The sequence below is a fragment of the Anabaena azotica SJ-1 genome, assembly GCF_047275885.1.
Taxonomy (GTDB): domain Bacteria; phylum Cyanobacteriota; class Cyanobacteriia; order Cyanobacteriales; family Nostocaceae; genus Trichormus_B; species Trichormus_B azotica_A.
The window spans coordinates 4,319,103-4,345,037 of the sequence record NZ_CP178454.1 but is presented as its reverse complement, the minus strand read 5'-3'; the positions used below and the strand labels follow the sequence as shown (position 1 = coordinate 4,345,037).

Genomic DNA, 25,935 nt, shown 5'->3' with positions numbered 1-25,935 from the left:
TTCAATTTTGATGCTGTACCTCTTACGAATTCAGAACCTGCTGAAAATATCTTTGAAAATCTCGTTTCTTGGTGGTTTGTTTTGACTCTAAAATTCAGCAACTTAACAATAATTATTGAGCATAAAAAATGGAAACTAATTACAGTTCTGCTACCGTTACTCCAGACACATTTGAGAGAGATTTTGTATTTGATTATTTAATAGTTGGTGCGGGATTTTCTGGCAGCGTTATTGCTGAACGTTTAGCTAGTCAGTCTGGGAAAAAAGTGTTGATAGTAGACAAGCGTAATCATATTGGTGGCAATGCCTATGATCATTACAATGAACATGGCATACTTATTCATAAATATGGTCCTCATATCTTTCATACCAACTCCCGCGAAGTTTTTGAATACCTTTCGCGCTTTACTCAATGGCGGACTTATGAACATCGTGTGTTAACCAGTGTAGATGGTCAATTAGTTCCCATACCCATTAACCTGGACACAATTAACAAACTCTATGGAATGAATCTCAATTCATTTGAGGTAGAGGAGTTTTTAAAATCCCTTGCAGAACCGAAAGAATATATCCGCACTTCTGAAGATGTGGTAGTTAGTAAAGTTGGCCGAGATTTGTATGAAAAATTTTTCCGGGGGTACACCCGCAAACAATGGGGACTCGACCCGTCTGAGTTGGATAAATCAGTAATTGCCCGTGTTCCTACTCGTACCAACCGCGACAATCGGTATTTTACAGATACTTATCAGGCTATGCCTCTGCATGGTTTTACCCGGATGTTTGAGAAGATGTTGGCACATCCTAATATTAAGGTGATGTTGAATACAGATTACCGGGAAATACTGCGGGCTATACCTTGTCGAGAGATGGTTTATACCGGTCCAATTGATGAGTTTTTTAATTATCGTTATGGCATTTTACCCTATCGCTCCCTCGATTTCCAACATGAGACTCATGATACTGCCGTGTTTCAATCAGCACCTGTTATCAATTATCCTAACGAACATTTATATACCCGTGTGACAGAGTTTAAATACTTGACTGGACAGGAACATACTAAAACTAGTATTGTTTATGAGTTTCCGAAGGCTGAGGGAGATCCTTACTACCCAGTACCACGTCCTGATAATAATGAAATTTACAAGCAATACAAGGCGCTGACAGATGCGATGCTAGGGGTATATTTTGTTGGCAGACTGGCAACTTATAAATATTACAATATGGATCAATGTATTGCTCAGGCGCTTTCTGTGTATGCAAAAATTGCTCTGAAAGTTTAAGTATTAGGGCAAAAATTCAATATTCAGAATTTGATTAATAGTGATCTATAAAAAACTTTTAGATCCCCCTTTTTAAGGGGGACTTTGATTCCTGCTGTATTTACTGATTGAGGACGCTTTCAATTTCTGATAGCTGAACTGGACCAGAGAAATTCTTGCTATTAATGATAAAAGAAGGTGTGCCAGAAAGACCCAATTTATATACTAGTTGCAGGTCTTTTTGAATTGCTTTATTTGCTAAGTCTAGATCACGTTTGAATTTTGCTAAATCCAAATTCAATTTTTTAGCGGTATCTAAATATAAGGTTTCTCCCAGTTGTTTTTGATTGGTAAATAAAGCATCATGATATTGCCAAAATTTACCTTGTTGATATGCTGCCCAAGATGCTTTTGCTGCTGGTAGTGCTTGGTCATGAATTTGAATTAATGGGAAATGTTTGTACACTAAGGTAAATTGATTGGGATATTTTGCTAATAAGTTTTTGAGAGTTGTATGTGCTTCGGCACAATAGGGACATTCAAAGTCTGAGAATTCGATTAATACTGTTTGTAATTGAGTTGAACCAATGGTGGGAGAATCACCAATTACAGCTTTGGGATTAGTTTTTAAATCCTGTAAAAATTCCTGTCTGAGTTTTTGTACTTTCTGTTGTTGTTGTTCTTGATAGGCTTGAACAGTTTCGATAATGACTTCGGGATTTTTGCGAATGATTTGTAATACTTGCTGTTCTAGTTTTGGGTCAATTTTTTGATCAGCTTGTGCAGGGAGTGTCCAGCTAAGACTTAAACACAGTAAAGTGGCGATCGCCCAAATACGGAGATTCTGAAAAATTGTGAACATGAAAAAATACTCATTTAAGTTGCTATAGCAATCCTAAATCATCTTGAGTCCAGTCAATATCGTGTTCGGTTCAAGGCAAAAGGTAAAGGAAAACCTTTACCCTTTCACCAACGTCAACATCAAGCTACAGAGGTAAAGCCGTATTGCGGTCGTCTTCTGGATTTCCTTGGGTGTCACGTCTAGCTTGGGTATTACCAGCTTGGGGGTCACGTGGTGAACCGCTTTGGTCTTGCCATTCGGGATCTCCTTGGGAAACTAAACCGAGTTCACCGTTGGGTTCAGTTCGTGTTTGGTCTGCACCACTTTCTTTACCCAAATCCAGAAGGAACTGTTTAATGTGTGGAGATGGAGAACGGTAAACAGTGGGTTCGCCGAAGGGACTGAAGGGAACAAGATAACTGTTAAATTCACCAATCCAGTCAAATAAGCGATCGCCTCCTGTATTGGCAATCAATACGTCTAATCCCCCACCACCAAAGGCAAAGTCTCGATCTGCAAATTGTGTACTATCTGTGCGGTTATTCAATCCACCATTAGTATCGTGATTATCATCGCCGTTGATTACGTCGTCACCTTTACCACCAAACAGACGGTCGTTTTGTGTACCACCTACTAACCAGTCATTACCAAGATCACCAAAGATGCGGTCTTTACCATCATTGATTTTGTTGTTGCCATTTTCAACAGCATCAAAGTTGAGGAAGAAATTATTAATCCGCGTCATGGGATTGTTGGCATCGTAAGCGGCTAATTTGCGTGTAACTGGATCATAGTTGAGAGGATTGGTGTTAGTAACTGAGTTGCTGTTGTAGAAATTAGCTTGGGCTTCTGCACCGGAAATACCATCATCACCAGCACCACCATGGAGGAAATCATCTCCTAAACCGCCGTAGATCACGTCATTACCGCCTTGTTCCCAAGCTGCTAAGTCAACAGTTTTATGCAAACGACCGGTGATATAAATCCAAGCACCTGTAAAGGGTCCTGGGATGCTGATGTTGGTTTGGGCATTAATTTGGGTGATACCGTTGAGGGTTTCGGTTAAACCATTGCGGCTGGTGTAGATTTTGCCGTCATCACCCAAGATCCCATCTTCACCTGTACCACCGTAAATGCGATCGCTACCTGCACCACCATAGATATCATCATCTTGACCATCACCAAAGATGACATCATTGCCGGTCATACCGTAAATTACATCATCACCGGCTTCACCACGAATCAAGTCATCATTACCCAAATCAGAACTATTCCCACCCAAGGTGTAATCTAGCTGTTCCACCGCACGGGGAATAATCTTCAGATTACCGTAATTATCATAGGTAAAGGTGAGGAATTTTCCTTGACTGACACCGTTAGTACCCACTAAGCGGAAGATATTTGCATTGTCACCGATAATTACATCGGCATCACGGGCATGACCATTTGCAGAGGTATCACCTACGTCATTACGGTTAATGCTTGTACCTGCACCACCAAAAATTACATCTTTACCATCTGGACGTTGACTAGCTGTGGTATTGCCGAACAAACTAGAACTACCACCAATGATATCATCTTGACCCAAATTACCGAAGATGAGGTCATCACCACCGCCACCTTCAATGTAGTCATCACCATCACTAGCAGCAGTGACAGAATAATTCGTTGGGCTGACGGTTTCGGCTGTACTGCTGTCACCTTGAATCACGTCATTACCCAGTTGTCCAAAGATCAGGTCATCATTTGCACCACCGGCAATGAGATCATTACCAAAAGTACCAACCGCAGCGTTAATAGAGTGATCAAATAGTTGAATATTGCGTTCTGCTGCACCTGTGGGGTTGAGTTGTCCATTAGCAGTAACTTGGGGGTTGCCGTTACTGTCGTAAATTACTGTGCCACTAAGAACTCGGATTCTAGGACTGCGAGTATCGGCACGACGTAAAACAGAGGCATTGTCACCTGCTATGACATCGTTACCTGTGCCACCGTCGATTTCATCATTGCCATCAAAACCACCAGCGACGTTATGACCACCGATTAAATCATCATCTCCCTCATTACCAAACAGGCGATCGCTACCTTGTTGACCGAGAATGATATCATCACCACTACCACCAGAAATTGTTTCATCACCACCTAAATCAGCTTGTTGGGTATCAATGGCAGTGAAAGTGAAGGGGGGATTAACTTGATTTAAAGGTAGTGCATTCAGGTCAATATTGCCCTCAGCTTTACCATGATCACCAAATACTAAATCATTACCAGCCCCGGCGGAAATATTATCACTTAGAGTACCGCCAAAGATCAGATCGTTACCGTCACCAGTGGCAATAATATCTTCACCACCCAGTGTTGGGTTAGTGGTAGTCACCAAATCAAGGGTGTTTAAGTTGGCATCTAGTTTGTAATCTAAACAACCATTATCTCCCAAAGCAATATCATTACCAGCACCGCCATCAATGGCATCCTTACCAACACCACCAATCAGGATATCGTTACCATCATCACCTGTAATGGTGTCATCTCCACCCTTGTCTGGGAAGATAGTCTTAATTTGTTCAATGGTATCAGCATTATTGCGCGTGATATAGGCGTGATCACCAATGACCACATCATTCCCCGCATTACCTTGCAGGTTATCTCCGAAAGTACCACCGATGATAATATCGTTACCTGCACCACCTGTAATGGTATCTACTCCGCCCAAATCAGGAGACTGACTGAAGATATCATTGGCATCAACACTACCATCATTACGAACTACTGTCCCGTTATCACCCAAGAGGATATCATCAGCAACATCATCACCACCTGTAATGATATCGTCACCAATTCCACCCAAGGCAATATCCCCATCTTCGTTACCGCTGATAGTGTCATTACCACCGTTATTTTCCAAGGTAGTAGTGATGCGTTCTACCACATCAGCAGCATTGCGTTTAATCCGTCCATGATCTCCTAAGAGGATATCTTGACCGCTATTACCTTGAAGAATATCCCCGGCAGTACCACCGATGATAATATCGTTACCTGCACCACCTGTAATGGTATCTACTCCACCGCTATTGGGACACTTGCTGATGATATCATTGGCATCAACGCTGCCATCGTTGCGAACTACTGTCCCGTTGTCACCCAAGAGGATATCATCAGCGACATCATCACCACCTGTAATGATATCGTTCCCAAACCCACCTAAAGCGATATCAGCATCTTCGTTACCGCTGATGGTATCGTTACCACCGTTATTTTCCAAGGTAGTAGTGATGCGTTCTACCACATCAGCAGCATTGCGTTTAATCCGTCCATGATCTCCTAAGAGGATATCTTGTCCGCTATTACCTTGAAGAATATCCCCGGCAGTACCACCAACAATAATATCGTTACCTGCGCCTCCAGTGATGTTATCAATGCCACCTTTATTGGCACAGGTTGAGAAAATATCATTAGCCAGGGAACTACCATCATTTCGGACGACTGTACCGTTATCACCTAAAAGGATATCTGCACCGTTATCGTCACCACCTGTAATGGTGTCATCACCAGTACCACCAATTACTACATCGTCGTTATCACCACCTGTAATAATGTCGTTACCACCTTTATTCGCAACGGTACTGGTAATGCGGGTGACAATGCCACTATTAACAGAAAGTGTACCGTAGTCACCAAGGAGAATATCTGCACCACTATCACCGGTGATGTTGTCGTTGCCATCTCCACCTAAGACGATATCATTACCACCACTACCAGAAATGGTATCGTTACCGCTTGAACCTGCTACCGATGAGAATTGAGAAGCAATTTCTGTGGCGTTGAGGTAGCCTTGATCGCCGATGATGATATCGTTACCTATGCCTGTAGCAGAATCACCGACTAAGATATCTGCTTGACCACCACCAAAGATAATGTCGTTGCCATCACCACCAAAGATGTTATCTGCCCCAGAACCGCCGTTAGCGTTGGTATTTGCGGCTGTGACAACGTTACCAGTTAAGGTAATTACGCCGTTATCACCTAAGATTGTGTCATTACCGATATCACCAATAATGGTATCAATTCCATCGAGTTTGCCATTCAATGTTGTTAAATCGGCAACACCACCAATAATGGCATCATCTCCTGTACCACCGGAAATTTCGTCATTATTTGCACCACCTTCGATGTAGTCATTACCTTCTTGACCGCGTAAGATGTCGTTTTCTGTACCGCCAAACAGGTTATCTTCGCCAAGACCACCTTCAATTAAGTCATCACCACCTTGACCGTAGAGATTGTCATTACCATCATCACCAAAAATGCGATCGCTACCTGCACCACCAATGAGAATGACAGAACCGAATTTAGCGTTATCACCAGTAATGGTGTCATTACCACCTTCACCGTAAATCACATCATTACCATCAGCGTCCGTGGGTAAGGCAGTAGAAGAACCACCAATTACTTTATCATCTCCACTACCAGCTTTGATATTGTCATCACCAAATCCACCTTCGATGTAGTCATTACCACCACCAGCATTAATGGTATCGTTTTTCCCACCACCGTAAATTATATCTGCACCGTTACCAGTGATGATGCTGTCGTCTCCTTCACTAGCAGTAGAAGTTGGCACACCTTGGCTATCTTCACCATCACCGTAGATTTGATTATTTCCTTCTAAGGCTTTGATGTCATCATTGCCACCGCCACCCCAAATCTTATCATTACCACCTGTGCCAGCTTTAACCTTATCGCCTTCACCCAAGAGGATATCATTACCAGCGCCGCCGTAGATATCATCATCACCAGCACCACCTTCAATTAAGTCAGTGTCCGCACCACCTTCTAAGGTGTCATTACCTTCATTACCAGCAATATTATCGTTACCGTCGCCACCTGTGATCCTGTCATTGCCTAAATTACCGACTAACTCGTCATTACCATTACCACCGTCAATGGTGTCATCGCCATCATTGGCATTAACTTTATCATTGTCACCACCATAGATGTTATCGTCACCGTCATCACCAAACAATTGGTCAGCACCAGCATTACCGAATATTAGGTCATTACCTACACCACCGTGGATGATATCACTAGACGCACCACCAGTAATTTGATCTCGGCCAGCACCGCCATCAATATTATCAACACCGGAACCACCTTTAATTTCATCATCACCATCACCACCGGTTAGAGTTGTATTAACTGTAACGCTCGCATCTATGGTGATGACATCATTACCTTTACCACCATCCCAGAATATGGAAGTTACTCCTGTGTAAACTTGAGTTTCACCAAAACCTTTAACTTCGATTTTTCCTGGTTCTAGCTGTCGCACTTGTAAGGTTTCGTCTCCATCTGTGCTGTAACCAGGTTGGCGTTTACCCGCATTACTGCCTGTATATAATGTCAGCTTACCAGAACCATCAACGTGGCCTAATACTGGTGGGGGTAAGGGAGGACAACTGTGGCTAAAGTCAAGTAAAGTTACTGATGCTAAACTAAAGGATTTCTTGAAGAGAGTCACAAAACCAAAGGGTGTATCAAAACCTATCTTCACATAGGCTTCTAAAAATGCTTTTAATGAACCTTCTAAATCAAAGATACACTCCAGACCTCTTTGGGCATTATCTATTAATTCATCGAAATATAGTTTACCATCCCCATTGGGGTCATTCCAGTCAGCGAAGACACCAGCACGGATACCACCTCGTACACCAGCAGAAGCAACAACTATATTCAATTCTGCACCGGCGCTAAATTCGGCTATTAACCCTAGTTCGGGAACATCGACACCACCAACTTTATCACCGAAGTAGAAGCCATCGAGGAAGTTACCAGTTTTTAGTCCTCTGGTATCAAGTCCGACAAAGAAATCAGCGAATACTTCTAATTGACCAGAAATTCTCGCAAAGATGGGGATAGGAGGAATAATTGGGCCAAAGAGTTGACTAAAGGAGAAACCAGCTTTAAATGCGGGAATATCCCAGGTAATGAGGTCAGCAGTTTGACCGAGTAAGAGTTTAAAGATATTGGATGGGTCGGTAAAGATGGGGAATGCTAAACCAAGTCCAGTATCAGCAGTACCGACAGATGAAGTGAAGAAGTTTTCTGCTGCTGTAGCATCAGCACTACCAACTTGAGATAGTGCATTTTTTACACCATCTATACCCTGTTTGATGACACCACTAATTTTATTGGAATCGACATTAATAGTGGTAGCGTTGCGAATGTCAGTAGCTATATCTGCCAAACTACCTAAAGTGATTTCAATGTTTTTCCCATTGAGTGCAGCAGCATCTTCAACAAAGTCAGAAATTTCTTTGAAAATGCGAATGACTTTAGCAACTTCTGCACCACCTTCACCTAATGCACCAATAGCATCTAAAAATGTAACTTTCCCTTGTCCTAACAGTTTTGATAAATCGGAAATGACGGGAATTTCTTTATCTAAGATATCAAGAACTGGTCGAATAGGTTCTATGTATTTGTTAACTTCTTCTAGAATTGGTCCAATAGCTTTGCTAATGAATTCTCCCAAATCTAACCGTGCATTATTGAGGGAGAAATTAGGTGCTGATTGGTCGCTAAGAGATTTACTATCATCTAATGCCCAGTCAATTAATAAATCAGCTTTTATTGAGGGGAGATTGGCATCATCATTAATATTGGCTGTTAGTAATAAGTCAATTTCGACGCTGGCATTAAATTTAGGATCAACGTCAATGCTGCCAATATCTAGCAGTCCAACGCGATTATCTAGTGTGCCATCATCATCTATTAAATCAACACCAAAGCCACCTTCAATACCTGTATATTTGCCATCTCCATCTGAATCTTGATTGGTAGCAATGACATTCAGGAAGAAGAGGTTTCCTTGCAGTTCAAAATCATTGCTGAGAGAAACACCCAGTCCAAAATTAATTTCTGGATCATTGGCATCATTATTCAGTTGAATGAATGCACCTTGTTTTTTATTCAGTCCAAACCCGACTTGGAAACTAGCATCTAATGTGATATCTACTGCCCCCGTAAGAGATAAACCAATAAAACCAAGTCCATCAAATCCCAAATCAAAATTATTGGTGCTTAAGGTGTCTTGGAATCCAAAGTTTAGATTCAGTAAAATTTCCAGATTCGTATCTAGGAGATTGACAGCATTATTCGGGTCGGTGTCATTATCAATGATAAATTCTACGTCTTGCCAATTAGCTTCAATGTCTGCTATGCCATCATTTCCTTCATCATGGAAGTCTTTATTGAGGATAATTAAATTTAGTCCATCTGGCCCAATGGTTTCAAATACTTTTTGCTGGACTGCTTCTTTAATAGCTGCTGCACCATCTCCCAGGGTTAAAGTTTCAATTAAATCTCCTAGAGGTTTAACAAAAGTATCATTCAGTTGACCGATAGTTGAACCGGTGAAGTCTAAACCATCACCAATAATGGGAAGTGAAGATAAGGCTTTACTTTGGAGTGCATTTTCTAGCAGTGTCAGGAATGCTTCCACACCTTTAATAATGGTGAGAAGGTCTAAATCCCCAGCAAATAAATCGTCGAAGAAGTTTGCAGAAGGGAGGGACAATTCAAAGTTAGAGAAATCATTGATATCTGGCAGTGTGGCAGTGATAGCACCAATACTTGAACCTAAAACTTTGATGGGTAAATTAACTTCAAATTTGCCATCTGCTGTTAAATTATAGGTGCTAGTGGTAGCTAGTTCACTGAGAAGAATTTTTCCATCCGTATTTGCATCATTTAACCCAATTGTCAAACTAGCAGCTTTATTATTATCGGTGTCATCTGTGAAGCGGATATAACCATTTTCAATTTCTACACCACCTACACCACCAATGGTAATTGCTGCATCTAAATCAGGAAGATTAGCATAAGCCGTCAGTGCTAATTGAGTGGTGGGTAAAATGTAAACTGCTTCTGCTAGTGATGCCGGGGTTAAATCAACACCAAAATCTAAAACAACACTACCACCAAATTCTATTTCCAGTTCTCCGTTAGTTTCAAAGCCTATTGGTAAAACACCTAAATTTGTATCCTCTAAGGAGAAGTTTAAGGGTAGGGTGTAGGTTAAATCAACAAAGTTGGCTAAATCAATATCTAGGGAGAAATCAAGACTTAAATCTGAGTTGAAGTGTAAGCCTAAACGAACTGGTAAGGCTTCTGAAAAACTGGTTAATGAATCCAGTAAATCGTTGATATTATCTGTAAATGTCGCGGCACTAAATGCAGTTTCTGCATCTTGAATAGCATCATAAATGGCGCTAAATGCTGATACCAAGGAACTGAGGCTTTCTAAATCAACGGCTGTATCGAGTTTATTCCAAGCTGCTTGTAAGGCATTTAAAACATTTTGTTCGGAGGTACTAGGTGTGGGTATTTCTGCAATTAAGGCATCAATTCTGGTTTCTAAGTTATTTCTAATGCTGCCAACAGTTGTAAAGATATTAGCAGTACCTAAACCTACGGCATCGAGGATTTTTTCTAGGATGAAATCAGTGGCTTTTTGAACGGAGGGGACTGCTTTGAGTATGTCTGTAAAATTATCTTTTAATGCTGCTAGTTTGGTATTAAATGCGGCACTTGCACCTGTGATTTCGCTTTCAATTTCATCAATTACTGTACCTAAACTATCAATAGCACTGAGGAGAAGTGCTGGAACTTGGAAGGTGAGGCCATTAATATCTTCTGGTAAAGTGTTGATGACATCAACTATTCTTTCTATAGCGTGGAATAGTTCATCTTGGAGGTGTTCATGTGCTGCTAGTTCGCTGAGGAAGTCTGGACTAGCAATAATATCTTGAATTCCTGTTCCAGTAGCAGTGACTTCATTCAGGAGAGTTTCGCGTAAGTCTGCAACTGAACCGACAATACTGTTAATAGTGTCAACGAATGGTTTGGTAAATTCCAGTAATTCGTTGATTGATTTGTCGATTAAGGGAATTTTTTGATTAAAGATGCCTAATTCTTGAGTATTGAGTAATTCAATTACTTTGCCTAATACATTAATTAGATCATCTGTGGAGAAGTCAGTAAAGGATTGGATAATTGATTCTAAATTAACGTCGGGAACGTTGAAACTGGTGGTAATACCACTTAAACTAGCAGCAAATCCTAGTTCAATGGCAGTATTCGCAGGTAAGGTAATTCCTAAATCATCTAAACCAGATAAAACTAAAGGTAGGTTAATATTACCGCTTGCAGTGGGGGTATTGATGTTAACTAAACTGCTAAGGGGATTATCTAAAATTTCTTGCAGGGTGATTTTACCATCTGCACTTGGGTCTTTTAAGGAAATGCCTGTACCAATATTCAGATTGGCTGTACCATTGGCTATTCCTACTTGTAAAATACTAATGGCTGCGGCTAAGTTTATATCTGATGCGGTTAAGTTTAAGTTGGCATCAATACCGCTATTTTCAGCGATGAAAAGTCTATCTAAGATGGATTCACCATGTAATGCTGCACCTTCTATTTTGCCATCTTCATCTAAGTCAACACCGATAATTCCTAATTTTGCTCCTGCGGTGGAATTGTTAGCGGCTAAAATGGCAAATGGTCTATCTGTGCCTCCTGATAAGTCTTTGATGATTAATGCTTTTCTCTCGGTATCTATGGTGACTTCAACTTGAGAGGTAGCATTTTCAATGAGTTGAATGATATCACCTATTGTTGTAGCTGTACTCAAGTCTACTTGAATTGGTGCAATATTATCATCTGCTAAAATAATCTGAATATCTGCACCTGGAACGGTGGTGACAGGATTAGGTAATGCTGTTAATAAAGTCGAATTATCGAGGGTAAAACTTCCCCCAATTGGTGATAAATCTATTCCTAAAGATAAGCTGAAGTTGACATCTCCACCGATTTCACCATCTGCACCTCCGCTAATGGCTAATTTACCAATTCCTAAATCAAATTCTTGGTTAAAGTCAAATTCCGTTTCTTCTTCAATGCTGTTTGTAAAGTCCAGGTTAAATTTCAGGGTGTTGGTATTAGCATCGTAGGTGAAATTGGGGTTAGACCCTAAGAGGTCTTGCAGAAGAGGAATTAATTCTTGAATGTTGGCAAATTTTAGTAATGAACCTGTGTTGAGGGAGGGTTCAAAACCAAGTTCTGACATTCCTATGCTATTAGCTGCAAATTTAATTGCTAATTTATCTGCATTGTTGATGGTTGCAAAGACGATGCGATCGCTATCTAGTGTAGCCTCAACTATGCCATTTAGCCCCGCAGTATTCAATGCTACATTAATAGCATTTACTAAAGCAGTACGGTCGGAGTATGTACCAGCAGCAAGGACAACATTAACTGGTGTGTTATCGTTAATTGCTATTTGGAAGTTAGCAGCTTGGGAAAGTTTAGGAATTTCTGCAATAATATCACCCGTATATTCACTTAATCCCAGTAAAACTGCATCATACAATCCCCTGATTTTGGCTTCAATTGACTGTGCTAAATTAACTATTTCCCCAATTGTGGTGTCAATAAAGGGAATTCCACCGGGAATATTTAAACCAGAAGCTAGTTTTTCTAGTCCGCTACCTAGTTGGGAAAGTAAACCAATCAAATCTGATGGTGTGAGGGTTTTGAAATTAAGTAATTCTTCTAAATCTGAAGTGGTAACGGTGGGTGCAGTGCTATCAAAAATGTTATTATCTGCGATTGTCAGTTTGGGATTACCAGAAATTGGCAAGAAACTACTGCTAACAGTAAAATCTAATTCCCCATTTAATGTTCCTGTGGGGGTAATATTTGCCAAACTTGCCAGGTTGGTACTTTGCAATTCATTGATGGTCAGATATCCATCGCTGTTAGGATCATTGAGAGTTACATCTAATTGGGGATTTAAATCTAATGTTCCTCCTGTAATTCCTACTCCCAAAAATCCTAAGTTAGCATTGAGAGAATTAGTAGCAAAATCAACTCCTAAATCTGCACTTGCTGTTAAATCATTTACTTGGATAAAAAACGCTTCTGATGGTGCTAAACCGGCAGTTAAATCAACACCAAAGGCAAAATCAAAGTTGAAGATAGCATCTATATCAAAGTTGCTGGTGTCATCTGCATCTAATCCAAATTGGTCTAAATCCAAATTCACCGTTTTGGTGACGGTGGGATTATAAGTTAAGTTGTAGGTTAATTTATTATTAGCAGTTGATAAATTTACTCCTGCCACATTAGCTAAACCTTGAATTAAGGTTAGCAGGTCATTAGTAGTCAGACTGGGATGAGTATCTAAATATGTTTTAATAGGGTTGACAATTTGTGTCCTAACTAAATCTCCAGCATCTAATAAACTGCCTAGTTTTTCATCAATAATAGGAATATTTTCAGCCAGACTACCAAAATTATCAAGGGTATCTAACCAGTCTGCTAATGATTGCAAACCTTGACGAATAGTTTGAGTTTGTGTTGCAGAAATTAAAGTATCAAAAACACTATTATAATTGGTGATTTCTAAGGAAGATGCTTCAATTATGCCGATATTTTCTTCTAATACCCAATCACCACCTAAAGCGGCATTTCCCGTTTTATCAGTGGAAGCAGCTATATCTGCACCTGTAACATCAGCAATGTTCTGAAGTAGTGATATTCCTTGTGCATTTTCAGCTAAATTACAGCCATATAAAAGAATATCGGCATCAGCAGTTAAATAATTATTCCAGGTTGCTAGTTGATTTGTATATTGGTTAAAATTATTGAGATTAAGTTGAGTATTACCAACTTGGATATTTCCAGGATTTGCAAAAGATAAAATATGAATGGCTTCAATATCGTTATACTTAGATAGTGTATTCGTTATTTGTAGAATACCATCTTGATTACTATTGATCTCCACTACCGTCATTTGTGGATCTATTGCTGCAATCAAACTTTGGTAATTACTAATTCCTTGATCAACAAATAGGAGTTGTTGATTATTGTTGATTTGGGGAAAACCTATTTTTAGAGGATCAAAATCTAAACTACCAACTTGAAGATTGGGAAGAGAATTATTATTAATATTTAAATCCAAATTAAATGCTTCCATGACTTTAGCTCCTGATTAACCCTGTTAGAAAATGTTTGTTTAGAAAATGTTTGTGCTGTTATTTGTTTAGAGATTAAAAGCAAAATTAACTGGTAGATGCTGCATTTTTTCAGCTAACCATTCTTGTAATATCTGGTTCTCAATTTCTTTTTGTAATTGTTTATCTAAAACCGCAGGGATAACTTGCTCAATTTTAAACAAACACCATTTCCCTACCATTTCTACTGCACCTACTAATTCACCAACCTTAGCTGAAGTAATGGCTTGTCTAATTTCTGGTGATAAATTTTGCCGACGAGTTAAACCCCTGAGTACCTTCACTTGAGAAGTATTCATCAATGAATATTCTTTAACAACTTGTTCTAAAGTAGTCTTATTTTCTACAATTTGATTTTTAATACTGGTAGCTAATTCTTGTTCATCAAATATGAGACAATTTAGTTCAACTTGTTCAAGTAAAGATTTTTGTTTTAAAAAATATTCTTCTAACTTGGGTGCAGCCATTTGAGTTCTTAGTTTATCTAACTTGAACCCTAATAGAACCCGATTTTGAAATCCTGCATAGTTCATCCCTTCTTGAGTTAGCCACTTTTGAAAATTATCTGCATTTGTTAAATTTTGCTGCAAACGAAATTCAATTACTGCTTGTTCAAATTCAGCACTACTAATATTCAAATCTTCACGTTTTTGAATTTCTTGGATGAGAATATGCTGGGTAACAATTTCTTGCACCATTGGACGTAATCTGCCAAATGTTTGCAAATAACCCAAACTTTGTTTTAAATCAATTTGTTCTTCTCCAATAGTTAAGAAGGGTAAAGAATAAATATCGTCCATGATTTTTAAGAATTGATAATAAACATCAAATAACAGCACTACTCCCAATGTAAGGAAGTAATGAAGTTTTGTTGAATTTGATACAAAAATGATTGAACCTTCAAGATAGTATAATTCAGTGAATCCCGCAAGATGTTATTTGTAAAGATTGCGTGAATCTAGCATTGACTTTTGTATCTTACATAAAGTCGATTAAGTATCCCTCAGTATTTCCTAGTACAAGTTTTTGTTGACCAAGGTTTGTTTAGATGTAATGCGTTGTGAAAAGTCAAATTCCCAACTTCTTAAAGAAGTCAAGGTATTTATACATATCTAAACTAGATTAACTTTAAATAATAGCTTGAAAGCCAGGAAATAAAGGAGCTAATTTAATATAAACTTTTTTCATTACTTCCTCTGGTGCTTGTTCAATAAACTCTATATCTCTTAACACCTACTAGGAAATTTTGGTCGTGAACAATTGTTACTGGGGTAGTCTTCACTTCCCCCAGAATCACAAAATAGAATTTTTAAAGAATTTTCCTCCCTGTCAACACTTCCCGCACCTCTAACATTGCAGAATAAGTAGGAAGAATGTGCAGAGTTTCATTTGCTGGTGTATGTTCCAAAGCTGTTGTAATAGCTTTCCTTAAATCTTCCTCGACAATCAAGTTAATCTTACTCTCAACAGACTTCTCGCTATAACGCAATCTTAACGCCATATCATACACGCGATCGCCACTCACCACCAAAGTTCCACCCCGTTCAACCAACTTTTCAGTATCCACATCCCAAATCCATGATACATCAGTACCATCAGGAGTGCGATCGTTCAAAACCAACAAAGTAGTTTTATCTGTACTTTGAGTAACAACGCGAATAGTTTCATTCGTTCCCACAGGATTTTTAGATAACAAAATCCTCACCCGTTTACCATCAATTACCAAATCTTCCGCACGACCAAAAGCAGCTTGGAAATTATTAATAGTTTCCCTAATTGTGATTTCATCAACTCCCAATTCTTTTGCAGCAGTAGCAGCGGCTAAAGTATTATATTTATTGTACAAACCCACCAGAATTTGTGACCACTGACCACTTTCCAAACTTGGTTTACTCTTACTAAACCCGCAACTAGGACAAGTGAAATCTCCTAAATGAGAAAGATAAACACCTTGATAATCTAGAGAATGTCCACATTTCGGACAATAGATAGAATCTACCGCGTGAGGAATCGCTTCTAAATAATGTTCTGGTTCATTTAAACCAAAAAACAACACCTTTTGATTTAACTGCTGACCCAAATACGATAAAGTCGGATCATCAGCATTAGGAATAACTACGGTTTCCTTTGGTAAAGTAGAAATAACCTTTGTCCAGCGTTTACTAATCGTGTCAACTTCCCCATATCTATCAAGTTGGTCACGAAACAAATTTAAACAAAGAATAATCCGTGGTTGCAGAGGTTCTAAAACCTTGGGAACAATATTTTCATCAACTTCCAAAATCGCGTAATCAACATTTAAAGAACCTAATAAACTAGTATTCTCTATCAAAGCAGTTGCTAAACCATTTTCCAGATTTGCACCAGTAGAATTATGGGCAATTTTGAAACCTTTGTGTTCTAAAATAGTGCATAATAACAGGGCTGTGGTAGTTTTCCCATTCGTTCCCGCAATTAAAATTACCCCGTTTTTAACCTGCTGACTCAATAATTGCAAAAGTCTGGGTTCAATGCGTCGCGCAATAGAACCTGGTAACACACTAGCAGCACCAAGACCCAGAGAACGTACAATAAATGTGACACTTTTAGCAATGGATACAGCTAAACCCAGTCGGACTCTATCTATAAGTTGTATTTTCTTTCCCACAGCAGTTCTTAAGTAATAGTCTTTAATTACAAAATTAATCTTGCCAGTGTAGCTAATCTTGGCAAAAAATACCAGCCATCAAGAATTTAAAATTGATGCTAGAGATAAGACCACTACAAGTTATGGTTAAAAAATAGCGTCCAGATGTAATTATATATCTAGGCAAAAGAGTTGAATAAGGTTCCTGTTGATGAATAGCATAAAGTGGCTTTTTTTACAAACTAAAATAATTGCTAACTGGCGACGGTTGGTGTCAAAATGCCTCTTATTGCTGCTTTGCATATTCATGATAGGTATGCAGCCAGCTTTTGCAGGTATGAAAGATGATAGGTATGAAGGTAATATTTTCGTAGTTTTTGCTGGTAATGGTTCCCTAGTACCTTCCAAACTAACTCTAGCTCAAACTTTAGCAGAACATAAACCCGCAATGCTGGCATTTTATGTGGATGATAGCAGCGATTGTAAACAGTATGCGGTGTTTATTTCCCAAACTCAAGCATTTTATGGACGCGCTGCGGAAATTATCCCTATCAGTGTTGATACTATTCCCCTGAAGGAAAGCTATGACCCCACAGAACCAGGATATTACTATACAGGGGTTGTGCCGCAAGTTGTCCTGTTTGACCAGTCGGGAAAAGTCATCTTGAATAAAACAGGTCAAGTACCTTTTGAAGAGATAGACGATAAATTTAGAGAAGTGTTTAATTTTTTACCCCGTGACCAGTCAATTGAGTTCAAGCAACGTTCATTTAATGAATATAGCAGTGAGTTGAGTCAGTAGATACAACAGGAGTCAGCAGTAAAATATCTGCAATCTTTTGTATAGCACTAGATAGGTTGATTAGGACATCAATTAAAGGTGAAATTCAGACTACAAAAGGGTTTTACTTCTGACTCCTGACTCCTGACTCCTGCTATATTTTTACAAACAATACACAAAAGACTTAACTTATCTACAAGTCCGCTGGTGTGGACTTATTTTCTATCTTCATCATTTCTCATCTCCAGGTGGAAAATTTTCGTTTGTTCTGATACTGCATTTCCATTGCTGTCAAGAGATAATATTTAAATTACAGCTGACAATAACTAATAACTAATTAGGTTTGTTCCGATGTCCAAAGTTTATACTACCCAGGAACTCATCCAAATTTTAGCAGCAGAACGCCAAGCTTGCTTGAAAGGAGAACGCCTAAAGTTAGAGGTGAAAGTTTCAGGCAATCCTGTTATAGACCAGTTTATCACAACCGAAGGGCTACAAAAGTTCACAGCTTATCAAGATTTTAAAGCCTCTATTCATGAATATCAAAGAGAAAATCTAGTTTCGGGAATTGTCTGGAAAGAACTGACTATTAAAAGTAAAACTTTGCATTATCCAGAAGTTGACGCGCAGTTAATTGCATTAAACTCTGATTTAGAAATATTGAAAGCAGCGAAAAATTCCATCTTTCAATTTTGGCAGGAGATTACAGGAGACATGGAATTATATTTAAGTATTAGTAATGGCAAACAACACGAAAAAATCAATAAATTAGATGTAGAAAGAATTGCCCAAAGAACAGAATGGGCAAGTTTAATAAAATGGGAAAATACGAACTTTTTAGAAGTCATTTTGCAAATGGGTTGGGGAAAACCAGAAGAAGCTGCTTATAAAAGAGGAAGACCACATTCCGGTAGTGAATTTATTCATGCAGTCAACCCTGGTAATTATCCCATTGGTTGATGTCAAAATGATCAAAAGGCGCTACTACGCAGACCTAACTTTTGACCTTATTTCTATTGTCCGTAAGGTAAAAGTTCACCCTCTAATTTAATAAATTCAACGGAATTTTTTACAGAGTCATAAATACCGTAGCGAATAAATTTACCTCCACCACGCGCATAGCCAATTGCACCAAAAGAAATGATATAACGGTCTGTGGGATCTAAAATAATTTCACCATAATCTACATTATAAGGACAAGCTTCACCAAACAAATCATATCTGTTCCCAAACATAGCGGGAAAATGCAAATGTCCGATAAACACTAATCTAAACTTTACTTCTTCCAATACATTCCAAGCTTCTATATTATCTTGAATGGCTCTTTTATTTAATCGTGGTGAAATGTGAGTAAACATAATACCATTTTCAATTATGGTTTCTGGCAAATTGCTTAACCAATTTTGGTTATCTGGCTGGAGTTGACAATCGTTATTTTCATCATGATTACCACGAACCGTTAAAATATTCTTATTTTTAATAAATTCGACTACAAAATCATTATCTTCTCCACCTTCTACCAAATCACCCAAACAAATAATTCTATCCACATCTTTTGACTGGATATGCTGAACCACAATTTCCAGTCCTGGCCAATGTCCATGAATATCAGAAATTATCGCTATTTTCATAATTTATATCCTACCCATTGGGTAACTTGCGACATTCCCTTCCAACCTAAAAATTTACCAATAGGTTCTGCACGTTGAATAGAAATGCGGGTGAAATTTCCCCCCACCTTTTCATACCACCGAAATAAAGTTTGTTCTCCTTCCAAAGTCACAACATTAGCAACTATTCTTCCCCCAGAACGCAATGCATTCCAACAAATATCAAACAGTCCTGGTGCTGTCACACCTCCACCGATAAAAATAGCATCAGGTGTGGGTAAATTTTGGATAACTTCTGGTGCTTTCCCAGCAATGACTTGTAAATGGGGAGTACCCAAAGCAGAAGCGTTATCAGCAATATATTTGAGTCTAGTGGAATTTTGTTCAATTGCGATCGCACGACATCTCACATGACCCCGCATCCATTCTATAGAAATAGAACCACAACCAGCCCCAATATCCCAAAGTAACTCCCCCGGTAAAGGTGCTAAACTCGATAAAGTCACTGACCTCACTTCCCGCTTCGTCAACTGTCCGTCATGGTGAAAAGCACTATCTGGTAAGCCGGGAAACCTTGATAAAGCAACTATTCCCACATCAGCAATACATTCCACCGCAAGAGTATTTAAAGCCGCGATATCTGTTTCATGCCAACTAGCAGCAACACCTGTTAGAATGCGTTCATGAATACCGTCCATTCTTTCTAAAACAGTAACTTTACTATCACCATAACCCCGGTTTGTCAACATTCCTGCAACAATTCCCGGTGTATTTTTACCCTCACTCAAAATCAATAACTTCGCACCAGGATAAATATAAGATTGCAACAGAGAAGCAGGACGACCACATAAACTCAAACATTCAACTTCTGTGAAATTCCATCCCAACCGAGAACAAGCCAAACTAAAAGCCGAAAGCGAAGGAATAATAGTAACTTCAGAAATAGGAATATGTTTAAGAATAGTTGCACCCACACCATAACACATAGGATCGCCACTAGCTAAAATGCAAATTGATTCACCGCGACGTTGAATAATTTCTGCTATAGAATCCTGAAAAGGAGACCTCCAAATAAATTTTTCCCTAGAATCATTTGGGGACAACATCGCTAAATGACGTTCCCCACCCATGATAATATGAGCTTGGTCAAAAAGAGAACGAGCCATCAGACTTAATCCCTCAATTCCATCCTCACCTATTCCCACAATAGACAACCATTTTTTATCCAAAAAACCCTCCTTTTTCGCGTTCTCGTAAAATAATTTTTAATTTTTACTGATTTTATGAACCAAATCATTACCCAAGTAGATGCATTTACCAACATACCATTTAAAGGAAATCCTGCGGCGGTATGTGTATTAGCAACTCCTCAAACAGACGACTGGATGCAAAAAGTTGCCCAGGAAATGAACTTATCAGAAACAGCCTTTTTAATCAAACAAAACGACATATTTAATTTACGTTGGTTTACACCCACTGTAGAAGTTCCCCTCTGTGGTCACGCCACTTTAGCCAGCGCCCATGTATTATGGTCACAAGGGCATTTATCACCCGATGAAGAAGCACAATTTGCCACTAAAAGCGGCTTATTAACTGCTAAACGCCAAGGTGATTGGATAGAATTAAATTTCCCAGTCAATCATTCCCAAGCAATTGCCACACCAGCAGAATTAAATGATATTTTAGGCATAGAATGTCAGGGTGTATATTTAAATTCACTCGGTTATTTAGTAGAAGTTGCATCTGAAGATTTGGTGCGAGAAATGCAACCGAATTTTCAACAAATGAAAAACTTACCTATTAATAATTTAATAGTCACAAGTATTTCTCAAACTGGATATGATTTTGTATCTCGCTTTTTTGCACCAGGTTTAGGGATTGATGAAGACCCAGTAACTGGTGCAGCCCATTGTTGTTTAGCACCGTTTTGGCGAAATAAGTTAAATAAAGATGAATTTTTAGCTTATCAGGCTTCTAATCGAGGTGGTATAGTTAAGGTAAGGTATATGGGCAATGAGCGTGTGTTTTTGGCTGGACAAGCTATAACTGTGATGCGTGGTGAATTAATTACAAATTAATTTTTTTCTCACGCAGAGACGCAGACACGCAAAGAAGAGGAAGAAATTATATGAATTTAAGATTAAATGCAGACTGGCCGATTGAAAGTTTACCAGGATTAAATACCACAGAACAAAGCCAATTATTAGATTTTGGTATTAGTACAACTGGGGCATTATTTCAACACGGAAAAACGCCAGAAACAAGGTTAGCTTTGGCGAGTAAATTGCAGGTACATCTTCAATATGTGAATAAATGGATTGCTTTGGCAGATTTAGCACGTATTCCCAGCGTAGGTACACAATATTGTGGTTTATTACTTCATGCAGGTGTGATTTCTGTGGCACAATTAGCGCAAATTCCTACTCATAGATTACACCAACAAATTCTGCGTTTGCAGGTAGCAACTTTACAGCGACGTGATTTGTGTCCAGCTATAGAATTGGTAAAACAGTGGAGTCACCAAGCGCAACACCTGACTAGGGTTGATTAAATTTCTGTTTTTACGTTCTGCACTGCAATCTGATAAGTTAAATTTATTACAATATTATTGCCATCTAAGCTCATTCAGATTAATTTTATTATGTGTTTAGCAATGCTAAACCCTATTTTTCCTACAGTAAAACACCATACTTCGTTACCAGGTGCAAAAGTAATAACTATGTTGAACAATCTTTTGCTTAATCAAACCTCTAGCATTGTTTTTATTGATTACGCTGTTGATGACTACCAAACTCTACAGACAGGTGTTATTAAAGGTGTAGAAACAGTTATTCTGTCCCAAAATAAAGACGGAATTAAGGAAATTACCGAATTTTTACAACATAATCCCCACATTACCACTATTCACATCGTTTCCCACGGTTCTCCGGGATGTTTGTATTTAGGAAATGGTCAACTGAATTTAGATAATCTCAATAAATATACTGAGTTTTTGCAGCTTTGGCAAAGCAAAAGTATCTTACTCTATGGTTGTAACGTCGCTGCGGGAGATGCTGGGGAAGAATTTATTAGCAAGTTACATGAAATTACCAACGCAACCATTAGCGCAACCGCAACAAAAACGGGAAATGCAGCTTTAGGAGGAAATTGGGAGTTAGAAATTAATATTCCCGTTACAGATTTAGAGACGTTCCATGGAACGTCTCTACCTTATTTGTCGGAGACTATTTTTGATGCAGATACCCTCAACACCTATCAAGGAGTATTTTCACCCACATTAGTCGGTGTGTGGGATAGTTTAAGGTATGCCAATGATGTGACAATCGTCGGTAAGTACGCCTACGCAGTAGGGGATGAACTGAATATCATTGATATTAGTGACCCCAACAACCCTGTATTCAAGGGTAGCTATGATATTTCTAATGGTGAGAGTATACAAATAGTAGGCAGCTACGCTTATGTTGCTGATAGTGGTTCAGGACTCTCTATCATCAACATCAGCAACCCAGCCGCACCCACCCTCATCGGCAATTATGATACTATTTACCCTGCTTCCGATGTGGAAATAGTAGGCAGCTACGCTTATGTGGCTTATAATTTTTCAGGACTCTCTATCATCAACATCAGCAACCCAGCCGCACCCACACTCATCGGCAATTATGATACTTCTGGCTTGGCTAGGAATGTGCAAATAGTAGGCAACTACGCTTATGTAGCTGATGATTCTTCAGGACTCTCTATCATTAATATCAGCAACCCAGCAGCACCCACACTCATCGGCAATTATGATACTTCTGGCTCTGCTGTAGATGTACAAGTAGTAGGCAACTACGCTTATGTTGCTGATTGGGATAAAGGACTCTCTATCATCAATATCAGCAACCCAGCCGCACCCACACTCGTCAGCAATTATGATACTTCTGGCTTTGCTTTCGATGTGCAAATAGTAGGCAACTACGCTTATGTTGCTGATGGGGATTCAGGACTGCAAATCATCAATATCAGCAACCCAGCCGCACCCACACTCGTCGGCAATTATGATACTTCTGGCTTTGCTTACGATGTGGAAATAGTAAGCAACTACGCTTATGTTGCTGGTAGTTCAGGAGTCTCTACCATCAACGTCAGCAACCCATCCGCACCCACACTCATCAGCAATTATAATACTTCTGGCTATGCTCAGAATGTAGAAATAGTAGGCAACTACGCTTATGTGGCTGATGGGGATAAAGGACTGCAAATCATCAATATCAGCAACCCAGCCGCACCCACCCTCGTCGGCAATTATGATACTTCTCGCGATGCTTTAGATGTAGAAATAGTAGGCAACTACGCTTATGTGGCTAATAGTTTGTCAGGACTCTCTATCATCAATGTCAGCAACCCATCTGCACCCACCCTCGTCGGCAATTATGATACTTCTGGCTATGCTCAGAATGTAGAAATAGTAGGCAACTACGCTTATGTGGCTGATAGTTTTTCAGGACTGCAAATCATCAACATCAGCAACCCAGCCGCACCCACCCTCATTGGCAATTATGATACTTCTGGCTCTGCTTTGGATGTAGAAATAGTAGGCAACTACGCTTATGTGGCTGATAGTGGTTCAGGACTGCAAATCATCAACATTAGCAACCCAGCCGCACCCACACTCATCGGCAATTATGATACTTCTGGCGGGGCTGGTGATGTAACAATAGTAGGCAACTACGCTTATGTGGCTGATAGTGGTTCAGGACTCTCTATCATCAACATCAGCAACCCAGCCGCACCCACACTCATCGGCAATTATGATACTTCTGGCGGGGTTGGTGATGTAAAAATAGTAGGCAACTACGCTTATGTGGCTGATGGGAGTTCAGGACTGCAAATCATCAATATCAGCAACCCAGCCGCACCCACCCTCGTCGGTAATTATGATACTTCTGGCATTGCTTTCGATGTGGAAATAGTAGGCAACTATGCTTATGTGGCTGATTATGAGGGCGGCTTAAAGATTATTGATGTGAGTGAAATAGCACAGTACACTATCACAGGTACAGCAGCGAACGAAAACTTCACTACCACAGTCCAAATAGACATCATAGATGCTCAAGGTGGCAATGATAACATCACCAGCACGTTTGACAACCTCAAGCAAAACGACACCATAAAAGGTAACACAGGCACAGATACCCTCATCATTACCGGGGGAACTGCGGATGATACTATTGCCATTGATACCACTATCACCACCAATCAATTAAACATCCCTGGTACAACCATCACCGGATTTGAACGCTTTGATTTAAGTGCATTTGCAGGTACAGTCAGCTTTTTAGGTTCTGCTGCTAATGATTGGATTAAAGCAGGTGCAGGAGATGATGATTTAACTGGTGGAAATGGTAATGATTACTTGAATGGGGGAACAGGTGCAGACTTCTTAATTGGGGGAGCAGGTAATGATACGTTTGTAGTAGACAATATTGGCGATATCATCGGTGAAGGTTTGAATGGGGGAATTGATACTGTTGAATCTTCTATCACTTGGACATTAAAAACCAATCTGGAAAAGTTAACTTTAACCGGCACAGCGGCCATTAAAGGTACTGGTAACACTCTCAATAACACCCTCACTGGTAACAGTGGTAATAATATCCTGGATGGTAAAAATGGTGCGGATTCCATGATAGGTGGTTTAGGTAATGATTCCTACTATGTTGATAATGTAGGAGATATCATCACCGAGGCTGCTAATGCAGGAACTGATACTGTTTTCAGCACTGTTAGTTATACATTAGTCAATAATGTAGAAAACCTGACTTTACAAGGAACATCTGCGATTAATGGTACTGGGAATACCTTAAATAATGTCCTCACGGGTAATGCAGCAGCTAATATTCTCACAGGTGGTGCTGGTGTCGATACCCTGACTGGTAATGCAGGTGCAGATATTTTGATTGGTGGACTAGGTAACGATAAACTCAATTTGGGTTTAAATGATGGTGCTGTAGATATCGTCAATTATGCTTTGAATGATGGTGCAGATACTATTACTCAGTTTGTGCGTGGTTTCGGTAGTGATAAAATCCAGTTTACAGGTATTGCTAATATTGATGTAGTCACATCTGGTAGTAATACTTTACTACGTTTGAGTGATGGAACAATTGGTAATTCTGGTTTTGGAACTGGTACGTTATTAGTTACTTTATCGGGTACAACTGGTTTCAACAGTACAAATTTTAGTGATAACTTGTTTGGTGCTAATTTCTTGTTTAGTTAAGAGGATGTTTTAAAAGTCCCTCTTTAAAAGGGGGACTTTGAGAAAAATTTCCCCCCTTTTTAAGGGTAGAGTTGAGATTTTATTTTGTCTGAATCAGGATGTCCAGGATTACAGGATTTATGGCTAACGCCACGCTGCGCGAACAGGATGTTGTTGCAGGATTGTTTGTGATAGTTGAAATTTTATTTTGTCTGAATCAGGATGTCCAGGATTTAAGGATTTATGGCTAACGCCACGCTGCGCGAACAGGATGTTGTTGCAGGATTGTTTGTGATGGTTGAAATTTTATCTTGTCAGCATCAGGATTTTGTGTCCAGCGATAGAATTGGTAAAACAGTGGAGTCACCAAGCGCAAAATCTGGCTAGGGTTGATTAAATTTCTGTTTTTACGTTCTGCACTATCACCTTATAAGTTAAATCTATTACTAGATTATTGCCATTTAAGCTCATTTAGATTAATTTTATTAAGTGTTTAGCAA

At 39.3% G+C, this 25,935-nt stretch carries 13 protein-coding genes; 7 read left to right on the top strand and 6 right to left on the bottom strand.

What is annotated here, in order from left to right:
- Positions 1 to 128 precede the first annotated feature (128 nt).
- Positions 129 to 1,280 carry a UDP-galactopyranose mutase gene (glf, locus tag ACLLO5_RS19030; protein ID WP_413172045.1) on the top strand — a complete coding sequence of 384 codons (1,152 nt, stop codon included), beginning with the start codon at positions 129 to 131 and terminating at the stop codon, positions 1,278 to 1,280.
- 100 nt (positions 1,281 to 1,380) lie between these two features.
- Here the strand turns inward: glf and ACLLO5_RS19025 are convergent, their stop codons facing one another.
- From ACLLO5_RS19025 to ACLLO5_RS19010, 4 genes are all read right to left on the bottom strand, one after another.
- A complete protein-coding gene (locus ACLLO5_RS19025; protein WP_413172044.1) occupies positions 1,381 to 2,121 on the bottom strand; it encodes a DsbA family protein in 741 nt (246 codons plus the stop codon).
- 124 nt (positions 2,122 to 2,245) lie between these two features.
- Positions 2,246 to 14,140 carry a DUF4347 domain-containing protein gene (locus tag ACLLO5_RS19020; protein WP_413172043.1) on the bottom strand — a complete coding sequence of 3,965 codons (11,895 nt, stop codon included), beginning with the start codon at positions 14,138 to 14,140 and terminating at the stop codon, positions 2,246 to 2,248.
- Positions 14,141 to 14,206: 66 nt separating this feature from the next.
- Positions 14,207 to 14,977, bottom strand: coding sequence for a peptidyl-prolyl cis-trans isomerase (locus ACLLO5_RS19015; RefSeq protein ID WP_413172042.1), 771 nt, complete (start codon positions 14,975 to 14,977; stop codon positions 14,207 to 14,209).
- A gap of 509 nt (positions 14,978 to 15,486) precedes the next feature.
- Positions 15,487 to 16,824, bottom strand: coding sequence for a MurT ligase domain-containing protein (locus ACLLO5_RS19010; RefSeq protein ID WP_413172041.1), 1,338 nt, complete (start codon positions 16,822 to 16,824; stop codon positions 15,487 to 15,489).
- A 190-nt stretch (positions 16,825 to 17,014) separates the two neighbouring features.
- Between ACLLO5_RS19010 and ACLLO5_RS19005 the strand changes: the two genes are divergently transcribed.
- Both ACLLO5_RS19005 and ACLLO5_RS19000 read left to right on the top strand, forming a co-directional pair.
- Positions 17,015 to 17,605, top strand: coding sequence for a thylakoid membrane photosystem I accumulation factor (locus ACLLO5_RS19005; RefSeq protein WP_413172040.1), 591 nt, complete (start codon positions 17,015 to 17,017; stop codon positions 17,603 to 17,605).
- A 330-nt stretch (positions 17,606 to 17,935) separates the two neighbouring features.
- The gene (locus ACLLO5_RS19000; RefSeq protein WP_413172039.1) at positions 17,936 to 18,544 is read left to right on the top strand and encodes a hypothetical protein; all 609 of its coding nucleotides are present in this window, start codon (positions 17,936 to 17,938) and stop codon (positions 18,542 to 18,544) included.
- A 53-nt stretch (positions 18,545 to 18,597) separates the two neighbouring features.
- On the opposite strand, the gene ACLLO5_RS18995 is transcribed toward ACLLO5_RS19000, so the two are convergent.
- On the bottom strand, positions 18,598 to 19,215 hold the full coding sequence (locus ACLLO5_RS18995; protein ID WP_413172038.1) for a metallophosphoesterase family protein: 618 nt from the start codon (positions 19,213 to 19,215) through the stop codon (positions 18,598 to 18,600).
- On the bottom strand, positions 19,212 to 20,423 hold the full coding sequence (gene cbiE / locus ACLLO5_RS18990) for a precorrin-6y C5,15-methyltransferase (decarboxylating) subunit CbiE (protein WP_413172037.1): 1,212 nt from the start codon (positions 20,421 to 20,423) through the stop codon (positions 19,212 to 19,214). The genes ACLLO5_RS18995 and cbiE overlap by 4 nt, the downstream gene beginning before the upstream one ends.
- Positions 20,424 to 20,477: 54 nt before the next feature.
- Here cbiE and ACLLO5_RS18985 point away from each other — a divergent pair, with 54 nt between their 5' ends.
- From ACLLO5_RS18985 to ACLLO5_RS18970, 4 genes are all read left to right on the top strand, one after another.
- Positions 20,478 to 21,272, top strand: a complete 795-nt coding sequence (locus ACLLO5_RS18985; RefSeq protein WP_413172036.1) for a PhzF family phenazine biosynthesis protein — start codon at positions 20,478 to 20,480, stop codon at positions 21,270 to 21,272.
- A gap of 50 nt (positions 21,273 to 21,322) precedes the next feature.
- The gene (locus ACLLO5_RS18980; protein WP_413172035.1) at positions 21,323 to 21,745 is read left to right on the top strand and encodes a DUF4332 domain-containing protein; all 423 of its coding nucleotides are present in this window, start codon (positions 21,323 to 21,325) and stop codon (positions 21,743 to 21,745) included.
- Between the two features lie 168 nt (positions 21,746 to 21,913).
- Entirely contained in the window at positions 21,914 to 25,456 is a 3,543-nt protein-coding gene (locus ACLLO5_RS18975) for a DUF4347 domain-containing protein (protein ID WP_413172034.1), read from the top strand.
- A 222-nt stretch (positions 25,457 to 25,678) separates the two neighbouring features.
- The gene (locus tag ACLLO5_RS18970) at positions 25,679 to 25,822 is read left to right on the top strand and encodes a hypothetical protein (RefSeq protein WP_413172033.1); all 144 of its coding nucleotides are present in this window, start codon (positions 25,679 to 25,681) and stop codon (positions 25,820 to 25,822) included.
- Positions 25,823 to 25,935 lie beyond the last annotated feature (113 nt).